Below are 24,121 nucleotides of genomic sequence, written 5' to 3'. Positions count from 1 at the left end.
AACAGTTTGATAAACTTATTTAAAAACACTTTAAGGCATAAAAAATGACTAGTGTGTTTGCTGCTTATTTCTAAGTTCAACCAACTTTCTTATATGGGCTTGTGAAGCAATGATCATATATATTGCTTCTAGATAACCCTCTTTGTGCAAATGCAGTACTTTTTCTGCTGCTAATTGACCCAATATATCTTCGTTAATGGTATAAAAGCCGATCAGTTGATGTTTGCTGGCATTGTTTAACTCAACGTCGATAGTGACCGCTTCCAATAACTCATATCTTGTAAGGACTTCGATAAACATCTTATTTTCATCAACTCCTTGGTGAAGCAACTCCAACATATTGGCAATGTTTTCCAAATATTCACTGTTACCACCATAGGATAGAAATAGCTCAATACCTGTTTCTTCATTCACTCTTGGGGAGTCAATATCAAGCGTAATTACACGTTGAGGTTCAGTGTTACTGCTTAGCGTTGATTGCTGCATTCCAATATAAAAAGGCATTCTTTGCATTGAGATAGGGATATAACTGGCATCCCAATGACCATCGTTTAAGAATAGATTCTCATTATTAGTAAAGCCAAATAAAGTCACTGGGGTAAATTCTCCCGTATCAGCATTCTTTTGGAACATAATCGGATAATGAGCTTGCACGGTTTTAAATTCCGCCACAAATGTTTGGGAAAACCACTGATCATCGCCGTATTTTGCAGAACGCTCGGTAATGATTTTAAGGTCTTTATGTTCAATGTTATTGAGCAGTACATGCTTGGCCATGGGTATACCCTTTGATAATAATTGATTACTGTTGAGTCATGCGTGAATGAAGAACTAAGCATACAATTTGATGATTTTTGTGAAGACAATATGCATATTTAACAGCGAGTTGTGATTAGCTTTAAATTCAGTTTTTGTACTAGATTTAGATAAAGGGTGATAGCGACTGGGGGCAGCCGCTATCATTTACAGCTCGCTACTAGAACGTATAGCGAACCCCTAATCCATATCTTGCGCCAGTTTGTGTTGTTTCAAACACTAATTGGCTTTGACGACCATGTTTTCTTACGACTTCTTCAGTGATGTTAATACCTTCAGCAAAGACGGTTAGGCCCTCAACAGCAGGAATATCATAACTAACATTAAAGTCTATTTGATAATATTCTTCAGTATAAATAGGCGTAGTTAAATCACCGTTAACTCTTTTGTCTGATAAGAATTGATCGCGCCAGTTATAAGCTATACGAGCTTGAAAACCGTAGTTATCATAGAACAAGACTAAATTTGCGGTATCACTTAAGCCAACCAATGCTTCAGTATCTTCAAGCGAACTATCATCATATTGCAGGTCAGAATCAACCATGGTGTAGTTAGCTATCCCCCCAAAACCTGAGTCCCAAAATAGATGTTGAACGTTGAATTCAAAACCATCGATAGTATGTTCTGTATCGCCATTCACAGGGACATTAAGGTTAAATACTACACCTTCATCTGTTAATGGGTCGCCAACAATACTACCGCCATCTAGCAGTCCATCTTCATCAAAATTTGGTGTTACATTTGGATCATCTGCATAATTTTCAAAGATATAAGTTCTAATTTGTTCATTTGACGCATTAGCACCTAAAGCAGTAACTGCCGCATTAAATTTATCGCCATTAAGTGGATCTGACAAATTGAAAATATCAGATTGTTTCGATCCATAACTAATCCAGTTCGACACGTCTTTTTTGAAGTAGCCGATAGATGCATAGCTTCCTTCATCGTAATACCACTCTGTCGATAAGTCGTAATTGATTGACTCTAATGGCTCAAGACCAGGGTTACCTGAACTACCGGTATAACCGCTTAAGTTACCGCCGGTATTAATTGTGGTTCCACCTAGTAATGAGTTATAACCCGCACGAGAAATCGTCTTACCCGCAGCAGCACGGACACGTAATTCGTCAGTTACATCAAGATTGAAGTTAATGTTAGGTAAGAACAAATCATAATCTGCACTTTGACTTAAGGTTTCAATACCTGTTTGCCCAGTAACTGAAGTCGATGTATCTTCATTCCACTCAACACGGCTATAACCTGGTGCTGATGCTGTTGATACCACATCTGTTTGCTCGTAACGTAAGCCAACATGCACACTAAATGGCATATCAAACATGTCACCTAAGTAATTGGCTTGAATGTAAGCAGCGGTGGTTTCTTCTTCGGTAAAGCGGTTAGTATCAGCATCCCACTGGGTTGAAGCACAGAACTGGCCTTCACCATTAGGTCCAGCTGCTGCGCCTGATGCGGCCTGACAGTCACCATATAAACCATCAACATTAGCTACGGGATCTGCGTATTCTGCAGCATTAATAATTTCGTCAAAATCAGCAAAGAAAATACGATTGAATAAATCATAATCACTTTGAGTCGCTGTTCCTTCAAAATTGCCAGTGCTGTCATCAAACTTGTCTAAAATGGTGTCTTCAGTCCAATTAATATCTTCGAAATCACCTTCTTCACCCACTCCGCCCCAATCAGGACGTTGTACTTGGGTATGGCGATAGCGGTTATTGACTGTATTAACTGACACACCAAAATCGATACTTAAATCACTGTTTAAATGATACTTACCATCCAACTGAGTTTGATCAATTTCTGAAGTATATTTATCATTGGCAAACCAACTACCCGATAAACGCATGGTACTTGGATTAAAGTTCTCAATATCACCGATAGCAATACCAGGTAGGCTTCCTGTTAAATCAAGACCAGAACGAGTACGAGTATATGAAGGCAATTGAACATTGTTTCGCGTACCATGGCGTGGATCAGTTGCTTCCATATTGGCTTTAGAGCTGTGATGATCCAGTGTTAACACTAGATCCTCAGTTACTTGCCAATCAATATTTAACCCTATTGAATCTGTGATTTCTTCACGGCCCCAAGCACCTACTGTTAATGAAGTATCTCGCAAATCTGCAGGACTATTAATGTCATAAATTTCAGAGTAAATAAGGGGTACAGCATTGGGCTCGCCAGTCCATACTGATTCACTTCGATCACCTGCATAGTTAAACCAAACTGATGCATCAGTGTGTTGCTCTTCGATAGTATTTCTAAAAGTCGTGTAATCCGCTGTAATAGTTAACGTTTCTATAGGACGGTATTGCAGCGTTAATTGACCATTAATACGTTCACGTTGACGTTCTTCAATAACATAACGTGGCTGTTGAGGGTTTGAGTAAATTCCAGATGTTGGACGGTTTGAACCACCGGCTTCACCAGCAGGAACACCACCCCAACCTGTATTGGTGTAATCACTTGCGCGATACCCCTGATCTTGAAGGAATTGTTTCATACCACTTTCGCGTTCTTGATAACTACCCGATATAGCGATACCGAATGTGTCATCAGCAAAAGTCTGTGAATATAAACCACTCAGTTCAGGCGTGACACCACCAGTCTCAGTTGATTGATCATCAACAGCTTTACCTGAAATCGTTGCTGTTAAACCAGGCGCGCTTAGTGGTTTAAAACTGGTTAAATTAATTGTCGCACCGATACCGCCAGAAGTAACACTGGCATCTGAAGTTTTATAAACTTCAACACCTGATACACTTTCTGCAGCTATATTTGCGAAATCAAAGGTTCGGCTACCTGTAGTGTTCGGTAGTTGGCGACCATTTAAAGTAATTAAATTTTGCTCTGACCCAAAACCACGTACAGTGACAGTACTCCCTTCACCGTTTGAACGATCAATCGAAACACCAGTGATACGTTGTAATGATTCAGCTAAGTTAGTATCAGGGAATTTACCGATATCTTCAGCAGAAATAGCATCGACTACGCCATTTGCTTCTCGCTTTAAATCCATTGAACGGACTAAACTGCTACGAATACCTGTAACTTGAATCACTTCTACTTCATCAGTTGCTTCATCAGCAAAACTGTTTTGTGTTGCAGCCATAGAACCTAGTGCTGCTAGAATTGAAGTGGTTATTATCTTTTTATTAAACATTTCACTCTCCCCTCGCTTCGTTATTGCCAATATGGCAATGACTCCTTTTTGAATTAGTAACTTCCCCAGAAGTCACTAATTTCTTGATTTAAAAATCCAATAAAGAGTACTAACAAAGACGGCAATCGATTTCGTATGTTATTAAATCGTTAAATTCAATGTAAAGCTATAGTTTGTCGATTCTCTGCTCATTTATTGCTTTATTAAATGTGTAAACTTTTCTGCGTTATTAGGCTTAAAACCTAATTGGTTATTAGTTATTAGTCCTTTTGACTATTACTTATTTAAACAAATAAAAATCACAACCTAAACTATGATTTCTTTATTCATAAGCCGTTATTGTGATTATCTTTCCATTTTCATCGTGAAGTAATTCTGTTTTTTTAACGCATCGTAAATGTGTCTGTCCCTTTGATAAAGTGGAGTCATGGTAAAATAAAAACCATTTGCCTTGATGGGATACAATTGAATGATGATTTGTCCAGCCTAACACTGGGTTTAATATCACTCCTTGGTAAACAAAAGGCCCATAAGGGTTATCACCAATACCATATGCGATATTATGGGTATCGCCTGTTGAGTATGAAAAATAGTATTTACCATTATATTTATGAACCCATGACGCTTCAAAAAAGCGGCGTTCATTGTCTTCAGTTGTAATGGCGTTTCCATCTTCATCAAGGATCACAATATCTTTCACAGGTTCGGCAAGTGACAACATATCGTCTGATAGTTTCGCCATCTTTGCCGGTAATGAGGCTTGATCATCAGCTGGATATTGATCTTTAGATGAAAATTGTCCTTGATGCCAGTTTTGTAATTGACCGCCCCATAAACCACCGAAATATAAGTAATAACTGCCATCATCATCTTCAAAAATAGCAGGGTCGATACTAAAAGATCCTTCGATGTAACTGTCTTCAGCGATAAATGGCCCTGCTGGAGATAAACTTGTCGCAACGCCTATTCTGAAAATCCCTTCTAAATCTCGTGCGGGAAAATAGAAATAATAAGTGCCATTTTTATGCGCTGCATCTGGCGCCCAAAGTTGTTTGCTAGCCCACTTAACATTCTCAAGACTCAATGCGACACCATGATCAATAACTTCATTTGTGTCATTCTCAATAGACAAGACATGATAATCACGCATTGCAAAGTGGTCGCCATCATCATTAATAGCATTATCTGTTTCAATATCATGAGAAGGATAAATATATATTTTATTATTGAAAACATGAGCAGATGGATCTGCTGTATAAATGCTAGTAATTAATGCTTCATCCTTTTGTTTAAAAGAATTGGCTTTTTTAATATCTAACGCTTGCTTCCTTTCAGCATCACTCACTTCATTATTAATCATGATTTCCCTTTTATTTACGGCAGAAGCCATAACAATTCCTCAAAAATATTTATAATATGTTTAATTCACCAGCACATAAGTAAGTTAAACCTTAATTATTATGAATAAGGTTTCTTAACTTCACTTAATTTCAGCCAGGTTTAATTGAATCTTTTTAACTTCTAATTCTGTTAATCGATATTTACTAATAACAACTAGACAAACAACCGTGCAAATAATAGGTATACCAGCGAAGGCAAGTAAAATACCTGATAGTGTATGATCTGTTTGCACTTGATTAGGAATATAATCATAAGCTGATAATATCCAACCAGCTAACGCCCCACCAATTGCAAAACCAAATTTAATTGCCAGTAAATGTCCAGAAAATGTAATTGCAGTTAGTCTTTTACCGATTTTCTCAACACCATAATCAACAGTGTCAGCAACCATAGAAAACATGATGGGCGTTATGATCATATGTGCAAAGTTAGCAATGAAATAAGTCATAAATATAAGTGCGATTTGATTACTATCAATGACGTAAAATAATGAATGAGAAATGATCACAACCACTAAAGCCACTTGAAACAGAATCTTTTTCTCAATGAATTTAGAGAGGAAGTTAGTCGAGATTGCCCCCAAGACTGAACCAACTGCCGCCAAGGTTAAGAAGTTTGATAGTAAGTCCTCATCACCGATGTAATATTTAATATAGTGCGGTGCAACAGATGCTCGAATTCCGATAAGGATCAACGTAGCAAGACTAATAATCGCGATAACCAGCCATTGGTCATTTTTAAATAGCTGAAAAAAGTCTTTAAAAATACTCTGAGTTGAGCGTTCATGTTTATCAGTTTCGTTGGTTAATGTTTCCTTTGTCATTGCAAAACACAATAAAAAACAAACTGCAGCTAATGAGCCCATGAATATCATCGCTAGCGGATAACCAACAGCATCTTCGCCTTGACCGAAATATTCAACTAAACGCGGTATTGCCCACACGATAACCACTAATGCAGCCATTGCCATGGCAAATCGATATGATTGTAATGATGTACGTTCTTTAGGATCCGACGCCATCACTCCGCCTAATGCACCATAAGGAATATTAATTGCGGTGTAACATGTCATTAACAGTCCATAAGTAACGTAGGCATATATGAGTTTGCCTGTGCTATCAAAATCAGGGGTTATAAACGCTAAACAGGCTAATAGACCGTAAGGTAATGCTAAAAATAGAATGTAAGGTCTATATGAGCCCCAACGTGTACGGGTTCTGTCGGCGATTCCGCCCATAATTGGATCAGTGAATCCATCAAACAATCGTACTGATAGAAGTAATGTGCCAGCTGCAGCTGCCGACAAGCCATAAACATCGGTATAAAAAATCAGCATGAAATTAGCGACCATTTGAAACACGATATTACTTGCAGTGTCCCCAAGGCCATATCCAAGCTTTTCTTTAATGCTGAGTTTATTAATAAAAGTGTCCATTACTGTTCCAACTAAAGGTTATAGTCACAAACACTATATCAAACCATTAACATTGTAAACAACTTTGATTAACTTTTAGCGAGATGTAAAAAAAGACAGCGAATGCTGTCTTTGTGATATTTTTAAATTTGATTTTAGTATTCGAATGTATAACCGAATTGTGCTAATTTTTCATAGACTTCCACATCAAACCGATACAGTGCAGCGGCACGATGCGCTACATTGCGTTGCTTTTCTTTACAGTCGATGAGTAAATCCATTTTTAATATTTTTCTGCGGAAGTTGGGTTTATCTAGCGTTACGCCCAATATAGATTCATATAAATCTTGCAGTTGTAACAGAGTGAACTTTTCAGGTAATAAACTGAAACCAATAGGTTCATGCCTTACTTTGTATTTCAGATGATTTAAACAACTGGCTAAAATATTATCATGATCAAACATCAGTGTTGGTACTTGTCTAACATCGAACCATTCACACTCAATCGCATTAGCACCATGAGTTAAGTTGGTGTCATCAAAACGGACTAAGGAATAAAAAGCAATGGTAATAATGCGTCTAGCAGGATAGCGGTCAACATCGCCAAATGCACCAAGTTGGTCTAAGTACAAGTTTTCAACACCTGTAGTATTTTTTACAACTCGAGATGCTGCCGTTTCAAGGTTTTCATTACTACGAACCCAGTGACCTACTAGTCCCCACTTATTTGTTGCAAGCCCTTGATTATATTTAACCAGCAACACTTTCAGTTTGCCTTCATGTAGGGTAAAAATAAGATTATCGACGGTTAAGTTACTAATACAATCAGTTGGGATGGTTTCTTCATCAATAACTTCATTTATAAAATTCACAGGAGGTTTCCAATTATTAAAGCAAGCTTTGATATAAAACATTAAGACGCACGGCAGTTAAGTCACCACTACCAAATGTTCTAACAGTTAAACACAACAGAATTGATAATCACTTTACTCATCAAAAACATAATTGTAAATGACTGTTACAGAATCCATTTATCGCTTTTAGGATGAAGAGTTGAATAAAAAGGAAGAAATACCTGGTGTGATAAGCGTCTGTATAGCTGCGGTTTTGGCCAATTGATAAACAGACACTTTGTGTTTACAAAATAAATTGAATATTTATCTGTAAATATTCATTCAGCGACTAACTCGAAACTGTAGTCCTGCTTATATTGTATAAAATTTTTTACCACAAAAGCTTATTCAATTGGTTTACTGGACTCTCTTTGAATTATTTTAAAATCTAAAATATTACGTAATTGATTGCTTTTTAACTCGGTAAAATCTTTAACCTTATTAGAAGTAAACAAACTCACAGCTAACTTTGCCATTTCATCAATAGGTTGTCTTACTGTCGTAATATTTGGCCATACAACCGTTGCAAGGGTTGTATCATCAAACCCGACAACGGATAAATCATTTGGGACATTGATCCCTTGATTTTGTGCAATTGAGATTACCGCTGCCGCCATATCGTCATTGGCAGCAAATATGGCACTAGGTTTGTCTTTTAAAGCTAACATTTTTTTCGCTGCAACCATGCCAGATTGATAAGTAAAGCAACCTTGTTCAATGTATTCTGGTGGCGTGTTGATTTTATTTGAGCGTAAAGCATCTAAATAACCCTGATAGCGTAAGCGACTAACACCTTGATTAGCATCACCGATAATATGGCCAATTTTGTTATGGCCTTGCTTAATAAGCATTTCAGTTAAATCAAACGCAGCTTGATAATCATCCATACAAATATACGGAGAGATGGTTAACTGACTGTCGGGAGCCACTCTCACAAATGGAACATTAGCATCTTGTAAGCAATCAATAATTTCTTTTTGCTCACACACAGGCGGCAATAATATCATCCCATCGACCTTGGTTTCATTGATCAAATCTTTTACAGATTGCAGTGTTTTTTCAATGTTCTTATCCGCCTCATCAACGACTAAATGAAACCCTTTAGTTCGGCAACTTTTTAACGCGCTTAACAAAAACTGACTTATATAGGCATCACTAGGATTATCATAAAGTAATCCAATTAAATAAGATTTATTACTGGCTAAACGACGAGCAGATTCATTAGGTCGATATTGTAACTGTTCGGCAACGGCTAGCACTTTACTGCGAGTGCTATCACTGACTTTAGGATCTTGATTTAACACTCTTGATACAGTCATCATTGACACACCCGCTTCTAGCGCTACATCTTGTATGCGGGCTTTTTTTACTTTGACCATTGCTTACCTACTAATAAAACTACATCGAGAAATTAAACAGTTAATAACTGTATGAAGATAGACAGCTATTTTGATACGTTACATTCTGAATAATAACATTTTTAAAATCATAAATGTAAAAACGTACTTTCCTAAGAAACGACCATTAGCCATATTCAAATAATGAAATCAAACTCACGCTACACGTTCTACGTAATTGCTAGTAACGTTCTAAAGACAATCAGTAGTTATATAAATATGAGAACTAAATTAGAGCGCTAAAAAAGAGCTTTGACACTGGCCAGCTGGCTTTGAAATAATAAGCTATGTTGATGGCTAACAACCGCACTTTCTAACTTCCCTTCTTCAATGACTCGACATGCTTCATCTGCTTCAAAATGATAGCCCAGTGATTGCCTGTTATCAGTAAAACTTTCAACTAATTCATCAAGGTGAAATAAACGACACTCTTTAGTTCTAAAGGCATCAGGAATTAAAATATAACCTTCATCACCGATAAGATAGGCATTATTACTTAATCGACATTGAAAGGATGTCGCAAGGCTGACCATCACATCATCACTTTTACCTATGATAATGACATCATCCTCAACACCGGTTTCACAGAAATTGGCTTTAACAAACAAGTTATCGATATCTGCTTCAAGAAAGAAATCTGCAATAGCTAACGGGTAAATACCCATATCTAATAAGCACCCTCCCGCTAAATTAGAATTGTACTCTCGGCCATCTAATTTAAATGGCACAGGATAACCGAAATCAACTTTAATATGTTTAAGCTGTCCAATGCGGCCATCATTTAACCACTCTCTAGCTTTTTGCATCGCTGGTAAAAAATAGGTCCATAATGCTTCCATTATTAGCAAACCTTTATCTTTCGCTAACCTGACTAATATTTCACATTCTTTATGTGAGACTGTCATGGGTTTTTCGCACAGTACGTGTTTTCCTGCAGATAAGGCATCAAAGGCTTGTTGAAAGTGAAAATTGTGAGGCGTGGCGACGTAAACAATATCCACCTTGGGATCATCAAATAATGTTTGGTAGCCTTGGTAGGATTTTTCAACATTATATTGTTTAGCAAATTCATTAGCGTCAGCTTGCTTTCTTGCGGCTACTGCATATAAATGGCTGTTCTTTGAAAACACTAAGTCCTGGCAAAATAAACCTGCAATCCTTCCTGCACTCACAATACCCCAATTTAGTTGAGTCATTTCTCATTCCCTTTTGTGTTTAAAGATATATTTTGCCAAAAACTACATTGCAATTACTGTGTTATCACCAAGGTTAATTGGCTATAGCAATAATTAACAAGCAACAGACGTTAACATTAATTACACAAAATACCCTTGATAGATTTAAAACTCAATGCTAATGTTAGCGCTAACAAAGTGTAACACAATATAACAACGGATTGAATTATGTATCTTGGAATCGACTTAGGAACTTCTTGTGTAAAGGTCATTATTTTAGACAATGATGATCAGTTGTTAGCGCAAGCTAGTTCAGCACTAACAATATCTCGACCACAATCACAATGGTCAGAACAAGATCCGAACCAATGGTGGCAAGCGACCTGTTTAGCAATGGCTAAGCTCAAATTAACCAAAGCTGATTTACTCAAAAAAATTAAATCTATTGGTTTGTCAGGCCAGATGCATGGCGCCACCCTACTCGATAGCAATGACCAAATTATTCGTCCAGCGATATTGTGGAATGACGGCCGTAGCCAACTTCAATGTAAAACCTTAGAAGAAATTGAACCTGATTCACGTGATATTACTGGCAACATCGCGATGCCAGGCTTCACTGCTCCTAAATTATTATGGGTAAAGGAGAATGAACCAGAGAACTTTAATAAAGTTGCTAAGGTTCTATTACCTAAGGACTTCTTACGTTTACAAATGACCGGAGACTATGCCTCTGACATGTCTGATTCTTCCGGGACACTCTGGCTAGACGTAAAGAACCGTTGCTGGTCTGAAGCAATGTTAACAGCAACATCAATGACGATTGAGCAAATGCCGTTGTTATATGAAGGCACTGACATTACCGGAACATTAAGCGCGAACATCGCCAGTTTATGGGGGATGAACACGGTGCCTGTTGTCGCAGGTGCAGGTGACAATGCGGCTGGAGCTATAGGTATTGGTGTAATAAAACCAAATCAAGCATTTTTATCACTGGGCACCTCTGGGGTATATTTTGTGGCAAATGAGCAATATTTACCCAATCCGGATAATGCGGTACATACATTTTGCCATTGCTTGAGTAATACATGGCACCAAATGTCTGTGGTATTAAGTGCAGCAAGTTGCTTGAACTGGGTGACTAAACTAACGGGCTACGACAACGAATCGGCTTTATTAGCTCAAATAGCTAAATGTGATTTTAGCCAACCAAACTCAGTATTGTTTTTACCCTATCTATCAGGTGAGCGTACACCTCACAATAATCCGACGGCTAAAGGGGTTTTCTTTGGTTTAGACCATAACACTGATGCCGCCACCATGGGTCGAGCGGTATTAGAAGGCGTAGCCTTTGCTTTTGCCGATGGGCAACAAGTTTTATTAGATGCTGGTGCAACGATTGAAGAAATAACGGTTATCGGTGGTGGCTCAAAAAGCCGATTATGGGGAGATATTCTTGCTAGCGTATTAAACCGTCCATTGTCCTATCGTGAAGGCGGCGAAGTTGGCCCTGCCTATGGTGCCGCTAGATTAGCAAGAATAGCCATTGAGCAAAGTCCCACAGAAAAAGTCTGTACCTCTGGCAAACTTAAACACCTTGTATTACCTAATCCTGAAATGCAGGGATATTACGCCACGCAATATCAACAATTCAAAAGTTTATATCAAGCCACTAAACACCTCTTTATATAATTAGCACCTTATAAAAAAGATAAAAATCTAAAACAAATCATATACAAACTAACCGAAAAAATATGGAGTCATCATGAGCGAACAATTTTTTAAGAACGTAGAAAAAATCAAATTCGAAGGCGAATCGAGTAAAAACCCTTTTGCATTTCGTTACTACGACGAAAACCGCGTAGTAATGGGTAAAACAATGAAAGAACATTTACGTTTTGCTGCATGTTACTGGCATAACTTCTGTTCTACAGGTTTTGATATATTTGGTGAAGGCACCTTTGATAGACCTTGGATTCAACCTGTCGGTGATCAACTAGCATTAGCAGAACAAAAAGCTAAAGTCGCTTTTGAATTTTTTGAAAAACTCGGTGTACCTTACTTTTGCTTTCATGATACAGACATAGCACCTGAAGGAGCTACGTTAAAAGAAAGCCATGCTAACGTAAATCATATTGCTGATGTACTAGAAAAAGAAATGCAACGCACTGGGGTTAAATTACTTTGGGGTACAGCCAATTTATTTTCAAATAAACGTTTTTGTGCCGGTGGTGCAACAAACCCGAACCCTGAAGTTTTTGCCTATGGCGCTGCACAAGTTAAACATGCCATGGAAGTCACTCACCGTTTAGGTGGCGAGAACTATGTTTTATGGGGCGGCCGTGAAGGTTATGACTCACTACTTAATACTAATTTAAAACAAGAAAGTGAACAGTATGCTCGCTTTTTAAAAATGGTCGTAGAACACAAACATAAAATCGGTTTTAAAGGCACATTATTAATTGAGCCAAAGCCACAGGAGCCGACTAAGCATCAATATGACTATGACACCGCAACAGTTGCAGGCTTCTTACACAAGCACGGTTTACAGAATGAAATCAAAGTCAACATTGAAGCGAATCACGCTACTTTGGCTGGTCATAGTTTTCATCATGAAGTAGCTGTAGCATGTGCTGAAGGCATTATGGGCAGTATTGATGCTAACCGTGGCGATATGCAAAATGGTTGGGATACAGACCAATACCCGAACGACGTAGCTGAGTGTACGTTAGTCATGTATGAAATTTTAAAATCAGGTGGCTTTACCACTGGCGGGTTAAATTTCGATACAAAACTTCGTCGTCAGTCATGTGAAAATGACGATTTATTTCATGGCCACATTGGCGGTATGGATACCATGGCTAAATCATTACTCAACGCAGCCCAACTTATTGAAGATGCACCGTTATCTTCATTTGTAGAGCAACGTTATGCAGGGTGGAATAAAGGCCTAGGTAAAGATATTTTTGATGGACAACATAGCTTAGAAAGCTTATCAAAAGTCGTTCATGAACAAAATATCAATCCTACATCGACTTCAGGGCGACAAGAACTACTCGAAAACGTCGTCAATCGTTATATCTAAGGACTGTTCCCCCATCTAATAAATGGGGGATTTTTTTATCATGAATATGTTGGAACAATTAAAAAAAATCACAACTGTAGTTGCTGATAGCGGTGATATTGATGCGATTAAGCTTCACAAACCTATAGATGCAACGACTAACCCTTCTCTGATCTTACAAGCATCAAAACTACCACAATACCAATACCTTGTTATTAAATCGATATCTCAAGGTAAAAACAACATCGATGATATTTGTGATCATTTAACCGTTAATTTTGGCTGTGAAATCTTAAAGTGTATTTCAGGACGTATATCCAGTGAAATTGATGCTAGGTTGTCATTTGACACGGTAGCAAGCATTGAGAAAGCAAAAAAGATAATTGCTTTATATGCCGCCAATGGCATAGATAAAAGCCGAGTACTAATTAAATTAGCCGCGACATGGCAAGGTATTAAGGCAGCTGAAGAGCTTGAAAAACAGGGTATTCATTGTAACCTCACCTTGCTTTTTTCAATGAATCAAGCCATAGCCTGTGCTGAAGCAAAAGTCACCTTAATTTCCCCCTTTGTGGGACGAATTTTAGACTGGCATGTACAACAATCGGGTAAACAATTTGAGGCTTTTGAAGATCCTGGCGTATTGTCTGTCAAAGCTATTTTTGACTATTACAAAACATATGACTATCAAACAGAAATTATGGCAGCAAGCTTCAGAAATATTGATGAAATTATAGCGTTAGCCGGTTGCGATTTACTTACTATCGCACCTAGTTTACTGACTGTATTAAACAATACTCAAGGTGAGTTAGTCCATAAATTAAATGCTAAAGAAATAAGTAAAGTTAAGCCTAAGGCACTTAAAACGTTGAGTTTTGAACAATTCTCGTGGCAGCTAAACGAAGATGAAATGGCTTGTGATAAATTATCAGAAGGGATCCGTAATTTTGCTAAAGATCAGACTATCTTAGTTGAAATGATCCAACAGCTTGGCAAAGCAGAAAGTTAATCAAAAGGTTAACTGAATTTTAAGTTATTATTAAGGCCATCATAATTTTTATGATGGCCTTAATGTTAATTCCAAATGTTTGTTTATCGATCGATGAAGAATGTACTAATGTCTTTCGCTATAGGTAAAATAATCAAACTCAGCAGCAATATTCGCTCCCGTTAGATCTTGGCAACACATACCCACAAATGCCCCTGTAAAGTTAGCACCTTCACCCTTACCTGCTTCATCAGAAATGAGACTGTAATCTAATTCACATATCGGCAGCCACGCATTACCATCTACAGAGTAGCTAAAAGTTAACCGTCCATAATCAATATCAGCTCTTAAGCCTATGCGTTCACTTTGCTGACTGGTAATAGGTATACGTTGTTGATAAATAGGAAAGTCAGCCTTTAAAGACTCATCACCTAAACAGCTCATGACATCGATATGTATCCCACTTTCATCATATGATACATAGAGATAATGAAATTTATGGGCATTGTAATAGCAAATTAATCCTGCTTGTTGTTGAAAACTCATAGGTTTGAAGCGCAATTGTGTTTGTGCAACGAATGAATGATGTTGCTGTCTTCTGGCAATTAATGCCTGTTTAAACGTACTGCCAACTGAATGTTTTCCGTATAGCGTTAACGCACCTTTGTTATCAGTTAAACTATAAAAGCATTCAGGATTGGGGATTCTTAGCCATTGATAATGATCAGGTAATACAGGGCTAGAAAAATCATCATGATGTGAATAATCTCGCAGCGGTTTTCCTGTTAGTCCTATAGGATTAACTTCTCCGTAAACTTGGCCCGATGCTAAGCTAAACCAGCCATCATCTTTTAAAATTAAGGCTTGAATACCTGTTTCTCGACCAAGTGGACTGCGCTTGTCTCCGTTTTCTAATGTAATCGGCCTAGACAGAAGATGCGTCAAAAACCATCGTCCATCTGGAGATTGCACTAATCCACCGTGTCCAGTTCGTTGCAAAGGCTTATCCAAATTATCTTTAGACGTTAGCACATGAACATTAGGATCAATTTCATAAGGACCGGTGATACTTTTAGAGCGTGCAAACGTGCAAGCATGTTCGTAGCTCGTCCCGCCTTCTGCAGTTAATAAGTAATAGTAATCATTAATCTTGTATAAATGCGGTCCTTCAGTCAGCTGATGTTTACTGCCAGAAAATATATTGACTGCGGTGCCAATGAGTTTTTGCTGCTGTTGGCAATATTGTTGTAGCACAATACCTGCAAAAGGATGCTTACCAGGACGGTGATCCCACAACATATTCACTAGCCATTTACTGCCATTATCATCATGAAATAATGATGGATCGAAACCACTACTGTTTAAGTAAACTGGATCGCTCCATTCACCATCAATTGTGGAGCAAGTCGTAAGGTAATTAGGACAATCTTTAAAGTTACCATCAAATCGTTGGACGTTAGTATAAATGAGATAAAACAAACCATCTGAATAACTCAAACAAGGTGCCCAAATGCCACAAGAGTCGGGGCAACCTGTCATGTCCAATAATGAAGCTCTGTTTAATGGCCTGCTGATTAATGTCCAGTTTACCAAATCCACTGAGTGATAAATTTGTACCCCTGGATACCATTCAAAAGTGGATACGGCAATGTAATAGTCATTGTCCACTCTCACAATACTGGGATCTGGGTTAAAACCTGGCAAAATTGGATTTATTTGTTGACTCATAATTAACCTGCAGTGTGACTAAAATGTTATTCATTGATTGTTTTTATATCACAACATCACTGTTAGCGCTAACATCACATTTAATGAATTTACATTCACCATTACTAAACTGATTACTAATTAATCATGAGAAAACAGCACAAAAGTTAAATCGAGGGAGCATTTAATCGTGTTTTTACTATTGAAAAGGACGCAATACTTTTCGAATTTCTGTATTGGTTTGCGGGGTAAATTAAAACATAGTTTTAAAATGAAGATTAATACTTAGAATCTAGTTGAACTATTTTTAAACTAAGATTTATCAGAAAATTTATATGGTGTTAAACAGCTAAAAAAATGTCACTCTGTTATGAGTGACATTAAGATTCAAAATTAGCTTATCGTTTTTAAAACCAGCAATATGTAACTGCGACTTCATGTCTAAACCTTGAATAAGGAACAAAAACACTGTTTAGACTTTCATTCCATTATTAATCTTCATCATAGCCATTAGGGTTGGCTGATTGCCAGCGCCAAGTATCGACCATCATTTGATCTAAAGAGCGATTGGCTTGCCAGTTTAAGGCATCATTAGCTTTAGTTGCATTTGCCCAAAAAGCGGGTAAATCACCTGCTCTACGTGGACTAACTTCATAGGGTATCTTCTTATCTACTGCTTGCTCAAACGCAGTAACAATTTCAAAAACAGACACACCATTGCCTGTTCCTAAATTAAACGATTCAACTCCAGCAAAATCTTGATTGTCGTTCAACCATTTCATTGCTGCGACATGACCTTCAGCAAGATCCATCACATGTAAGTAATCTCGTTCACACGTCCCATCTTTTGTTGGGTAGTCTGAGCCGAATATGCTCAGTTTTTCGCGCTTACCTACCATCACTTGCGCTACATAAGGTAATAAATTATTTGGGATACCTTTTGGTGACTCACCAATTTTGCCGCTTTCATGTGCTCCAATAGGATTAAAATAGCGCAGTGACACACCTCTAAAATGCGGATTTGAAGCTGCAGTATCTGCCATTATACGTTCAACCATTACTTTGGTTGCCCCATAAGGACTTGATGGCGTACCTAATTTCATGGTCTCTACATAAGGCACTTCATTTTCTTCACCATAAACGGTTGCTGATGAACTAAAAATAAAATTATTGACCTTGTGTTCTGCCATCGCTTCTAGCAAACAAACCGAGCCATGAACATTATTTTGATAATACTCTAACGGAATTTGTGCAGATTCACCTACAGCTTTAAGCGCTGCAAAGTGGATTACTGTATCAATATTATGCGAACTAAATACGTTGGACAGCTGATGCTTGTTTCTTATATCGCCTTCAATAAAGGTAACACTTTTACCTGTTAATGATTCAACACGTTTAATAGATTCAATACTTGAATTAAATAAATTATCGAAAACGACTACATTGCAGTTATTTTCTAATAATGACAAAACAGTGTGCGAACCGATATACCCTGCACCACCTGTAACTAAAACGTTCATTTATCTTCCTTAATGAATTCATACTATTTAATGGTCATTAACCATTTCTGCTCACATCATGTTTACATTTACTGATTTTGAACTTTTATTACAAAAAAAGCTAATAAAAAAAGCGGGGTTCAACAAAAACCACTGTAAACAATGCGTTTATGTTCTTTTATTACAGTTAAATTAAAAAGTTGAGATATGATTTTTGGCTTACTCCTGAATATATTATATCTAAATTTGACTCAGTAATTTAATTATTTACGCTCATCCTATTGATATTTCTACGGTTATTAAAAATTAAAACCAGTTTGAAACATCTGACACATAAAATTACACATTCAAACAGTAAGGGTTTAACAAACTCTGTAACATGCACTTATAATACTGTTAACGAATTTGTCATAGGCACAAGTCTATGATTTAGCTTTAAGCAAGAGGAAGTGCCGTGGCTACTGCAAAGCAAATTATTCTCCCTATTGGCATAATAGGTGTAGGCGTAATCATTACTGGTTTGTTGGTTTCTATGCAAAAACCACCCGAAGAGAAACCGCCAGTTGATAATACCCCGCTTGTATCTGTCGAAACCATTAATTATAAACCAATGACATTTACCGTTAGCTCTTATGGTGTCGTCAATGCCAAATATCATACTGAATTGGTGGCACAAGTTAGTGGTGAAATTACTTATTTATCTGACGCATTTGTTAAAGGTGGTTTCATTAAAAAAGGCGACGTCCTCGCAAGAATAGATCCTAGCGACTACGAGTCAGCGCTGTTAGATGCACAAGCTAATTTGGCTTCTGCCAAAGCAACGTTAGTTCAAGAAAAAGCTAACGCACAAGTAGCTGAACGTGAATGGGCTGAGATTACTGACAGTAAGCCAAGTGATTTAAGCTTGCGTAAACCACAATTAGCCCAAGAAATTGCCAAACTAAAAAGTGCTGAAGCTGGATTGTTACGTGCAAAAAGGAACCTTGAACGAGCAATAATTAAAGCGCCCTATGATGCATTAATTGGCAGTCGTAATATCGGTTTAGGCACATACGTAGGTAACGGATCGCCTATCGGTTTAGTTTATAGCACTGATAAAGCTGAAGTTCGATTACCACTTGCAGACAAAGAAATGCAATATTTAGATCGTAAAGGTGCAAATGCAGAAGTCACTTTGGTGGGTAACTTTGCAGGTGAAAAACAAGAATGGATTGGCACTATCGTTCGTAGCGAAGGGGTGATTGACAGTAAAAGTCGGATGACATACTTAGTTGCTGAGATTGATGACCCATATGGGCTTAATAGTAACCATAAAGAATTAAGATACGGTACTTATGTTACTGCTCACATTGGCGGTACTCATGCAGGTCAAGTGGCCGTTGTCCCGCGCCATTTAATCGTGAATGGCCTCGTTGCGACAATGGATAAAGACAAAAAATTACGTTATCTGCCCGTTAATATTATCAGACAAGATGGCAGCAACGTCATTATCTCAAGTGGTTTAGCAGAAGGTATGAGCATCATTACTTCTGCACTTGATTACCCTGTTGAAGGAATGACGGTGGCCTTACCGACCGATAAAATTCTTCAAGTAGAGCCTAAGGTTGGTGTTGATTCTGACACTGCTATCGCCATGGACGATAAGGAATAAATTCATGGAAGATACTCATAAAGGCATAATTGCTTGGTTTGCCCGTAACAGCGTTGCGGCAAACTTATTAATGATCATTATTTTATTAGGCGGCTTGTTAACGGCAAATACGATTCGTAAACAATTTTTCCCCGCTGTTGAAATCAACTGGATTGAATTCAGTGCTGTATATCCAGGCGCTGCTCCGCAAGAAGTAGAAGAAGGCATTACCGTAAAAATTGAACAGGCACTTGAAACCGTTCAGGGATTACAACGTGTCATCACCTACTCTAATCGAAATCAAGCTAATGGCTACTTTCGAATTGAAGATTCTTATGATCCGCAAATCGTACTTGATGAAGTTAAATCTGAAATTGGTTCAGTATCTACCTTCCCTGCTGGAATGGAGTTTCCAAAAGTAGAACGTATCAAAATTCGTCAAGAAGTCATGTACTTAAGTCTTTATGGAGATTTGTCACAGCGACAACTTAAAGATTTAGGTGAAAAAATCCATAAAGAAATCATGCAGCTGCCTAACGTTAACATTGCAGACTTCTATGGTGGGTTAAATTATGAAATTAGTGTTGAAGTCAGTAAAGATAGATTACGTGAGTTTGGGCTTAATTTTAATGATGTTGCTGAAGCAGTTCGAGGTTATTCTCGCAACATGTCTGCTGGTCAAATTAAAGCAGAAAATGGATATATTAACCTACGTGTAGAAAACCAAGCTTATGTCGGTTATGAATTCGAAGATTTGCCCTTACTCACTTTAGATGATGGGACAAACCTCTTATTAGGCGATGTTGCGACTGTCAATGACGGCTTTGAAGAAGGGATTCAGTATTCTAAATTCAATGGCCAAAATGCAGTGACTTTCTTTGTCGGTGCGGCTAAAAATCAGAGTATCACCGATGTCGCTGATACCATGAAAGCCTACATTGCCAAGAAGCAGGCCTTACTACCAGAAGGAGTCACGCTAGAGCCATGGGTAGATATGACCTACTATCTTGATGGTCGCCTTGATTTAATGCTAGACAGCATGAAAACAGGTGCTGTGTTGGTCTTTTTCATGCTGGCATTATTTTTACGTGTACGTTTAGCTTTTTGGGTGATGATGGGGTTACCCGTCTGTTTCCTCGGTACCTTATTATTCATGCCGATGGCGTTTATTGATGTAACCATTAACGTAATTAGCTTATTCGCGTTTATTTTAGTACTGGGTATTGTCGTTGATGACGCCATTGTGATGGGTGAAAGTGCCCATACTGAGTGCCAAGAAAATGGTCAGAATATTGATAGCGTGATCCGTGGTGTAAAGCGTGTCGCAATGCCGGCAACATTTGGTGTATTAACCACCATAGCCGCATTCTTGCCAATCACTCTTGATGATGGCCCTTCTTCTGCCTTTGGTCAGGCAATCGGTTTTGTAGTGATACTCTGTTTACTGTTCTCATTAGTAGAATCTAAACTGATCCTCCCATCTCATTTAGCCCACATGAATAAACCTAAGGTTGTTCAACCAGGCTCTAAAAATCCTTTAGATTGGTTACGAAATGGGGTTAATTTTGTTCAGGGTAAAATTGAGAAGTACTTAACCCTATTTATCAGTAATATCTACAAACCAAGTCTTACATTAGCCGTTAAATACCGTTATGCGGTTATTTCAACCTTTATTATGCTCATTGTGATTTGTGCTGCGTTATATATTAGTGGTTTAGTCCGCTTTATTGGGCAACCCAAAATTCCACATGATTTTCCAAGGATCAGCTTGGAAATGAATGTTGATGCAGCAGAGACTGCAACACTTGATGCAGCGCATTCTATCGAAGCCGCATTAAGACAAGTTGAAACTGAGCTTGAAGATAAATACGGGCAAGGCATGATTGCTGAATTACAAGTTGAATTACAAGGCCGTACTCGTGCTGAAGTAAGAACCAAACTTGTTGACCCAGAATTAAGGCCGATTAATACCTTTGAAGTCGCTGAAATGTGGCGTCAAGCAATGCCGAAAATACCCGGCGTTAAGTCTTTTGAAGTCCAAGATAGCTTGTTTGGTGGTGGACGCGATGATGGTGATATTAGCTTTAGATTAGAAGGCAACGATGACGTACAGCTGATCGCTGCTTCTCAAGCACTAAAAGATAAGCTTAATACCTTAAAAGGAGTTAGTGACGTTAATGACAGCCGTCAGTCTTCAGCGAAAGAAGTGCAGTTTAACTTAAAACCATTAGCCCATAGTCTTGGGCTAACCCTGGCGAATATTGCTTCGCAGGTAGGTAATAGTTTTTACGGTCTTGAAGCACAACGTATCATTCGTAATGGTGAAGAAATTAAAGTAATGCTTCGCTACCCTGAAGCACAACGAAACTCCATCGCCTTGGTACAAGAGGTATTAATTAAAACACCTCAAGGTGCAGAACTTCCCTTATCTGAAGTCGCTAACATTGAAGTAGTACAAGGGGTTAATAGTATTCGCCGCGAAAACGGTAATCGTACTATTAATGTATGGGCATCTGTAGATGCTGAGCAAGCTGAGCCGTTTAAACTTGCAAAAGATATTCGTGATAACTTCATGCCAGAACTATTAACCAAATATCCACGGGTTAAAAGTGAAGTGTCAGGTAATATTCAAGAGCAATTGGACAGTGCTGACACGCAACTACGGGATTTTATAATCTCAATGTTAGTGATTTACAGTTTACTTGCTATCCCGCTTAAATCTTACGTACAGCCATTTATGATTATGTCTGTGATCCCATTCGGTGTTATTGGTTCGATGTTAGGCCATATCATTTTAGGTATTGATTTAAGTGCCCTTTCTGTATTCGGTATTATTGCAGCTGCGGGTGTGGTGGTGAATGACTCTCTGGTCATGGTCGATTACGTTAATAACTCTCGTAAGCGAGGTATACCGTTAAATGAAGCGGTTATTAATGCGGGTTGTCGTCGATTCAGAGCGATCATGTTGACTTCGTTAACTACATTTATTGGTTTGATGCCGATTATGACAGAAACCAGTATGCAAGCGCAGATGGTTATTCCTATGGCTGTATCACTAGCCTTTGGTGTTTTGTTTGCAACGGTGGTGACGCTTTGTTTAATCCCTTGTCTTTATATCGCCATTGAAGATATGCGCGGTATTGCTCAAAGAATTTGGAGATTATATGTTCCGGAACCAGCAGAAACAAATTCAGGCTTAGAGCAACAACCTAGTCATCGTGCTAGTTAAATAACTCAGTATGTATTAATCGGTTTATCGTTAAACGATTACCTTAATCAAAAAAGCGAAACGTCAGTTTCGCTTTTTTTGTAATAGCTCATAAATTTAGTATCGATGCCTAGAGGTTTTGTTAAATCAGCTACAACTACAAAAGAATGTCATATAGTGACGCTATGATGAGAATGAACATAACAATAATTAGTAAGGATCAATTGTGTCAAAGATTCCCTTAGTTTCGAAATTCATATTTACATTAGGCAGTATTATATTATCGATATCTGTCACAGCTACCGATATACAACAGCCGTTTAATGATGCTTCAGAATCTACACAAGAGCACGTATTGTTGATATCAATTGATGGTTACCGCTATGACTATAATGAACTACACCAACCACAACATATCAAAGAGTTTGCCAACAATGCTGCCACCGTTAAGCAGTTTGTGCCCTCCTTTCCAACAGTCACTTTCCCGAATCATTTGACACTCGTTACCGGCCTGTATCCTGCGAATCACGGCATTATTTCAAACCGTTTTTATAATCCTGAATTAGAACATGATTATGCGATGAACATTAGTGAAGCCGTAACGGATGGTCAATTTTATCAAGGTGTACCGTTATGGTCATTAGCGCGTCAGCAAGGGTTAAAGTCTGCTACTTATTTTTGGCCTGGTTCAGAAGCTGAAATAGGGGGTTTTAGACCGAATTACTGGCTCAAATATGATGGACGTACTCCTAATGAAGAAAGAGTCCAGCAAGTGATAGACTGGTTTTCGTTACCTGAAGATAAAAGACCACAATTCGTGACATTATACTTTTCAGATGTTGATAGCGCAGGACATCACCATGGTCCAGAAGCATCACAAACGCGAGATGCAGTACTATATATAGACACTATGATCGGTAATTTGCTTACTGAATTAAAAGATTTACCTTTTGAAGTTAACGTGATTATCACTTCAGATCATGGTATGGCAAAAGTGGATGAATTTGATCGGGTATATACAGATCAGTTAATCGCTAATAATCAAAAACTAATTAAAAAGTTTATTTTTAACAATGACGCGGCATTTTCGTTAGTCACAGCAACGGGTAAAGATAAACAACAGGATCTCAAGCAACTTAAAGAGTTGGTTTCTCAGGTTGAAGGACTCGAGTTTTACTTACAAGCAGATGTGCCAAGCCACCTGCACTTTACCGGTAATGCTTCAATTGGGGATGCTGTCATTGTGAGTAATAATTACTATATTACTAGTACTGATGCTAAACCAGGCGTTATCGGCAAGCATGGTTATGATCCTGAAGTAATCACAGATATGAATACCGTACTCTATGCTCAAGGGCCAATGTTTAAACAAGGCGCTACGATACAACAAGCTAAAAACATTCACCTGTACCCTCTCATCGCTCATATTTTAGGTTTAACAGTAACAGAAAAGATTGATGGTGAATTGTCAGTATTAAGTCCGCTTTTAAAACATTAAAACAACTAAATGGATAAAACCAATCTAAAGCCTTTTATGACGAGTTAACTGAGTAAGCTAAACGGTTAAATTGGTTTGTTACCGCATTGAAAGCGTAAATGTAAGGGAACATTATGAATCACATGATTGCTGAGGCAAAACGCCTTCGTGGTAACCTGTATGCTTAGGTAAAGAGATGCACAAACTAGATATAAAATTATTGATAACGGGTGAATAGCCTATCAGGTACGTTTTGTGTAAAAAATCAATT

General features: G+C 38.0%; 15 protein-coding genes. 6 read left to right on the top strand and 9 right to left on the bottom strand.

All coding sequences use genetic code 11. From position 1 onward, the window contains the following. Positions 1-48: 48 nt before the first annotated feature. From BCU84_RS06580 to BCU84_RS06550, 7 genes are all read right to left on the bottom strand, one after another. Positions 49-777 carry a SapC family protein gene (locus BCU84_RS06580; protein ID WP_102527285.1) on the bottom strand — a complete coding sequence of 243 codons (729 nt, stop codon included), beginning with the start codon at positions 775-777 and terminating at the stop codon, positions 49-51. 199 nt (positions 778-976) lie between these two features. Beyond that, positions 977-3,949: a TonB-dependent receptor gene (locus BCU84_RS06575; protein WP_241906379.1), complete on the bottom strand. Its 2,973-nt coding sequence runs from the start codon at positions 3,947-3,949 to the stop codon at positions 977-979. A 373-nt stretch (positions 3,950-4,322) separates the two neighbouring features. Further along, positions 4,323-5,390, bottom strand: coding sequence for a glycoside hydrolase family 43 protein (locus BCU84_RS06570; RefSeq protein ID WP_241906370.1), 1,068 nt, complete (start codon positions 5,388-5,390; stop codon positions 4,323-4,325). A gap of 90 nt (positions 5,391-5,480) precedes the next feature. Further along, the gene (locus BCU84_RS06565) at positions 5,481-6,836 is read right to left on the bottom strand and encodes an MFS transporter (protein ID WP_102527283.1); all 1,356 of its coding nucleotides are present in this window, start codon (positions 6,834-6,836) and stop codon (positions 5,481-5,483) included. Positions 6,837-6,970: 134 nt separating this feature from the next. Next, entirely contained in the window at positions 6,971-7,687 is a 717-nt protein-coding gene (locus BCU84_RS06560) for an NUDIX domain-containing protein (RefSeq protein WP_102527392.1), read from the bottom strand. Between the two features lie 365 nt (positions 7,688-8,052). Further along, positions 8,053-9,087 carry a LacI family DNA-binding transcriptional regulator gene (locus tag BCU84_RS06555; RefSeq protein WP_102527282.1) on the bottom strand — a complete coding sequence of 345 codons (1,035 nt, stop codon included), beginning with the start codon at positions 9,085-9,087 and terminating at the stop codon, positions 8,053-8,055. 257 nt (positions 9,088-9,344) lie between these two features. Continuing rightward, positions 9,345-10,301: a Gfo/Idh/MocA family oxidoreductase gene (locus BCU84_RS06550; protein ID WP_102527281.1), complete on the bottom strand. Its 957-nt coding sequence runs from the start codon at positions 10,299-10,301 to the stop codon at positions 9,345-9,347. 207 nt (positions 10,302-10,508) lie between these two features. Between BCU84_RS06550 and xylB the strand changes: the two genes are divergently transcribed. The 3 genes from xylB to tal all read left to right on the top strand — a co-directional run bounded on the left by xylB (position 10,509) and on the right by tal (position 14,350). Continuing rightward, positions 10,509-11,969 carry a xylulokinase gene (gene xylB, locus BCU84_RS06545; protein ID WP_102527280.1) on the top strand — a complete coding sequence of 487 codons (1,461 nt, stop codon included), beginning with the start codon at positions 10,509-10,511 and terminating at the stop codon, positions 11,967-11,969. A 73-nt stretch (positions 11,970-12,042) separates the two neighbouring features. After that, positions 12,043-13,362, top strand: coding sequence for a xylose isomerase (gene xylA / locus BCU84_RS06540; protein ID WP_102527279.1), 1,320 nt, complete (start codon positions 12,043-12,045; stop codon positions 13,360-13,362). Positions 13,363-13,399: 37 nt separating this feature from the next. After that, the gene (gene tal, locus BCU84_RS06535; protein WP_198589543.1) at positions 13,400-14,350 is read left to right on the top strand and encodes a transaldolase; all 951 of its coding nucleotides are present in this window, start codon (positions 13,400-13,402) and stop codon (positions 14,348-14,350) included. Between the two features lie 105 nt (positions 14,351-14,455). On the opposite strand, the gene BCU84_RS06530 is transcribed toward tal, so the two are convergent. Together BCU84_RS06530 and galE are read right to left on the bottom strand one after the other, a co-directional pair. Further along, positions 14,456-16,057 carry a glycoside hydrolase family 43 protein gene (locus tag BCU84_RS06530; RefSeq protein WP_102527278.1) on the bottom strand — a complete coding sequence of 534 codons (1,602 nt, stop codon included), beginning with the start codon at positions 16,055-16,057 and terminating at the stop codon, positions 14,456-14,458. A 470-nt stretch (positions 16,058-16,527) separates the two neighbouring features. After that, complete coding sequence (gene galE, locus BCU84_RS06525; protein WP_102527277.1) at positions 16,528-17,556, bottom strand: UDP-glucose 4-epimerase GalE; 1,029 nt, start codon at positions 17,554-17,556, stop codon at positions 16,528-16,530. Between the two features lie 433 nt (positions 17,557-17,989). On the opposite strand from galE, the gene BCU84_RS06520 reads away from it, so the two are divergent. From BCU84_RS06520 to BCU84_RS06510, 3 genes are all read left to right on the top strand, one after another. Then, on the top strand, positions 17,990-19,186 hold the full coding sequence (locus BCU84_RS06520; RefSeq protein WP_102527276.1) for an efflux RND transporter periplasmic adaptor subunit: 1,197 nt from the start codon (positions 17,990-17,992) through the stop codon (positions 19,184-19,186). Between the two features lie 4 nt (positions 19,187-19,190). Continuing rightward, positions 19,191-22,394, top strand: coding sequence for an efflux RND transporter permease subunit (locus tag BCU84_RS06515; protein WP_102527275.1), 3,204 nt, complete (start codon positions 19,191-19,193; stop codon positions 22,392-22,394). Positions 22,395-22,599: 205 nt separating this feature from the next. Next, on the top strand, positions 22,600-23,871 hold the full coding sequence (locus BCU84_RS06510; RefSeq protein WP_157936200.1) for an ectonucleotide pyrophosphatase/phosphodiesterase: 1,272 nt from the start codon (positions 22,600-22,602) through the stop codon (positions 23,869-23,871). Positions 23,872-24,121 lie beyond the last annotated feature (250 nt).

The organism is Shewanella sp. 10N.286.51.B7 (assembly GCF_002873615.1).
GTDB classification, from domain to species: domain Bacteria; phylum Pseudomonadota; class Gammaproteobacteria; order Enterobacterales; family Shewanellaceae; genus Shewanella; species Shewanella electrodiphila.
The sequence above is the reverse complement of the archived record's forward strand: the minus strand, read 5'-3'. Positions and strand labels throughout refer to the sequence as shown.

Coding starts and splice junctions, on each gene's coding strand:
- BCU84_RS06580 (WP_102527285.1), bottom strand. CDS start 777: ATGGCCAAGCATGTACTGCTCAATAACATTGAACATAAAGACCTTAAA.
- BCU84_RS06575 (WP_241906379.1), bottom strand. CDS start 3,949: ATGGCTGCAACACAAAACAGTTTTGCTGATGAAGCAACTGATGAAGTA.
- BCU84_RS06570 (WP_241906370.1), bottom strand. CDS start 5,390: ATGGCTTCTGCCGTAAATAAAAGGGAAATCATGATTAATAATGAAGTG.
- BCU84_RS06565 (WP_102527283.1), bottom strand. CDS start 6,836: ATGGACACTTTTATTAATAAACTCAGCATTAAAGAAAAGCTTGGATAT.
- BCU84_RS06555 (WP_102527282.1), bottom strand. CDS start 9,087: ATGGTCAAAGTAAAAAAAGCCCGCATACAAGATGTAGCGCTAGAAGCG.
- BCU84_RS06550 (WP_102527281.1), bottom strand. CDS start 10,301: ATGACTCAACTAAATTGGGGTATTGTGAGTGCAGGAAGGATTGCAGGT.
- xylB (WP_102527280.1), top strand. CDS start 10,509: ATGTATCTTGGAATCGACTTAGGAACTTCTTGTGTAAAGGTCATTATT.
- xylA (WP_102527279.1), top strand. CDS start 12,043: ATGAGCGAACAATTTTTTAAGAACGTAGAAAAAATCAAATTCGAAGGC.
- BCU84_RS06530 (WP_102527278.1), bottom strand. CDS start 16,057: ATGAGTCAACAAATAAATCCAATTTTGCCAGGTTTTAACCCAGATCCC.
- galE (WP_102527277.1), bottom strand. CDS start 17,556: ATGAACGTTTTAGTTACAGGTGGTGCAGGGTATATCGGTTCGCACACT.
- BCU84_RS06515 (WP_102527275.1), top strand. CDS start 19,191: ATGGAAGATACTCATAAAGGCATAATTGCTTGGTTTGCCCGTAACAGC.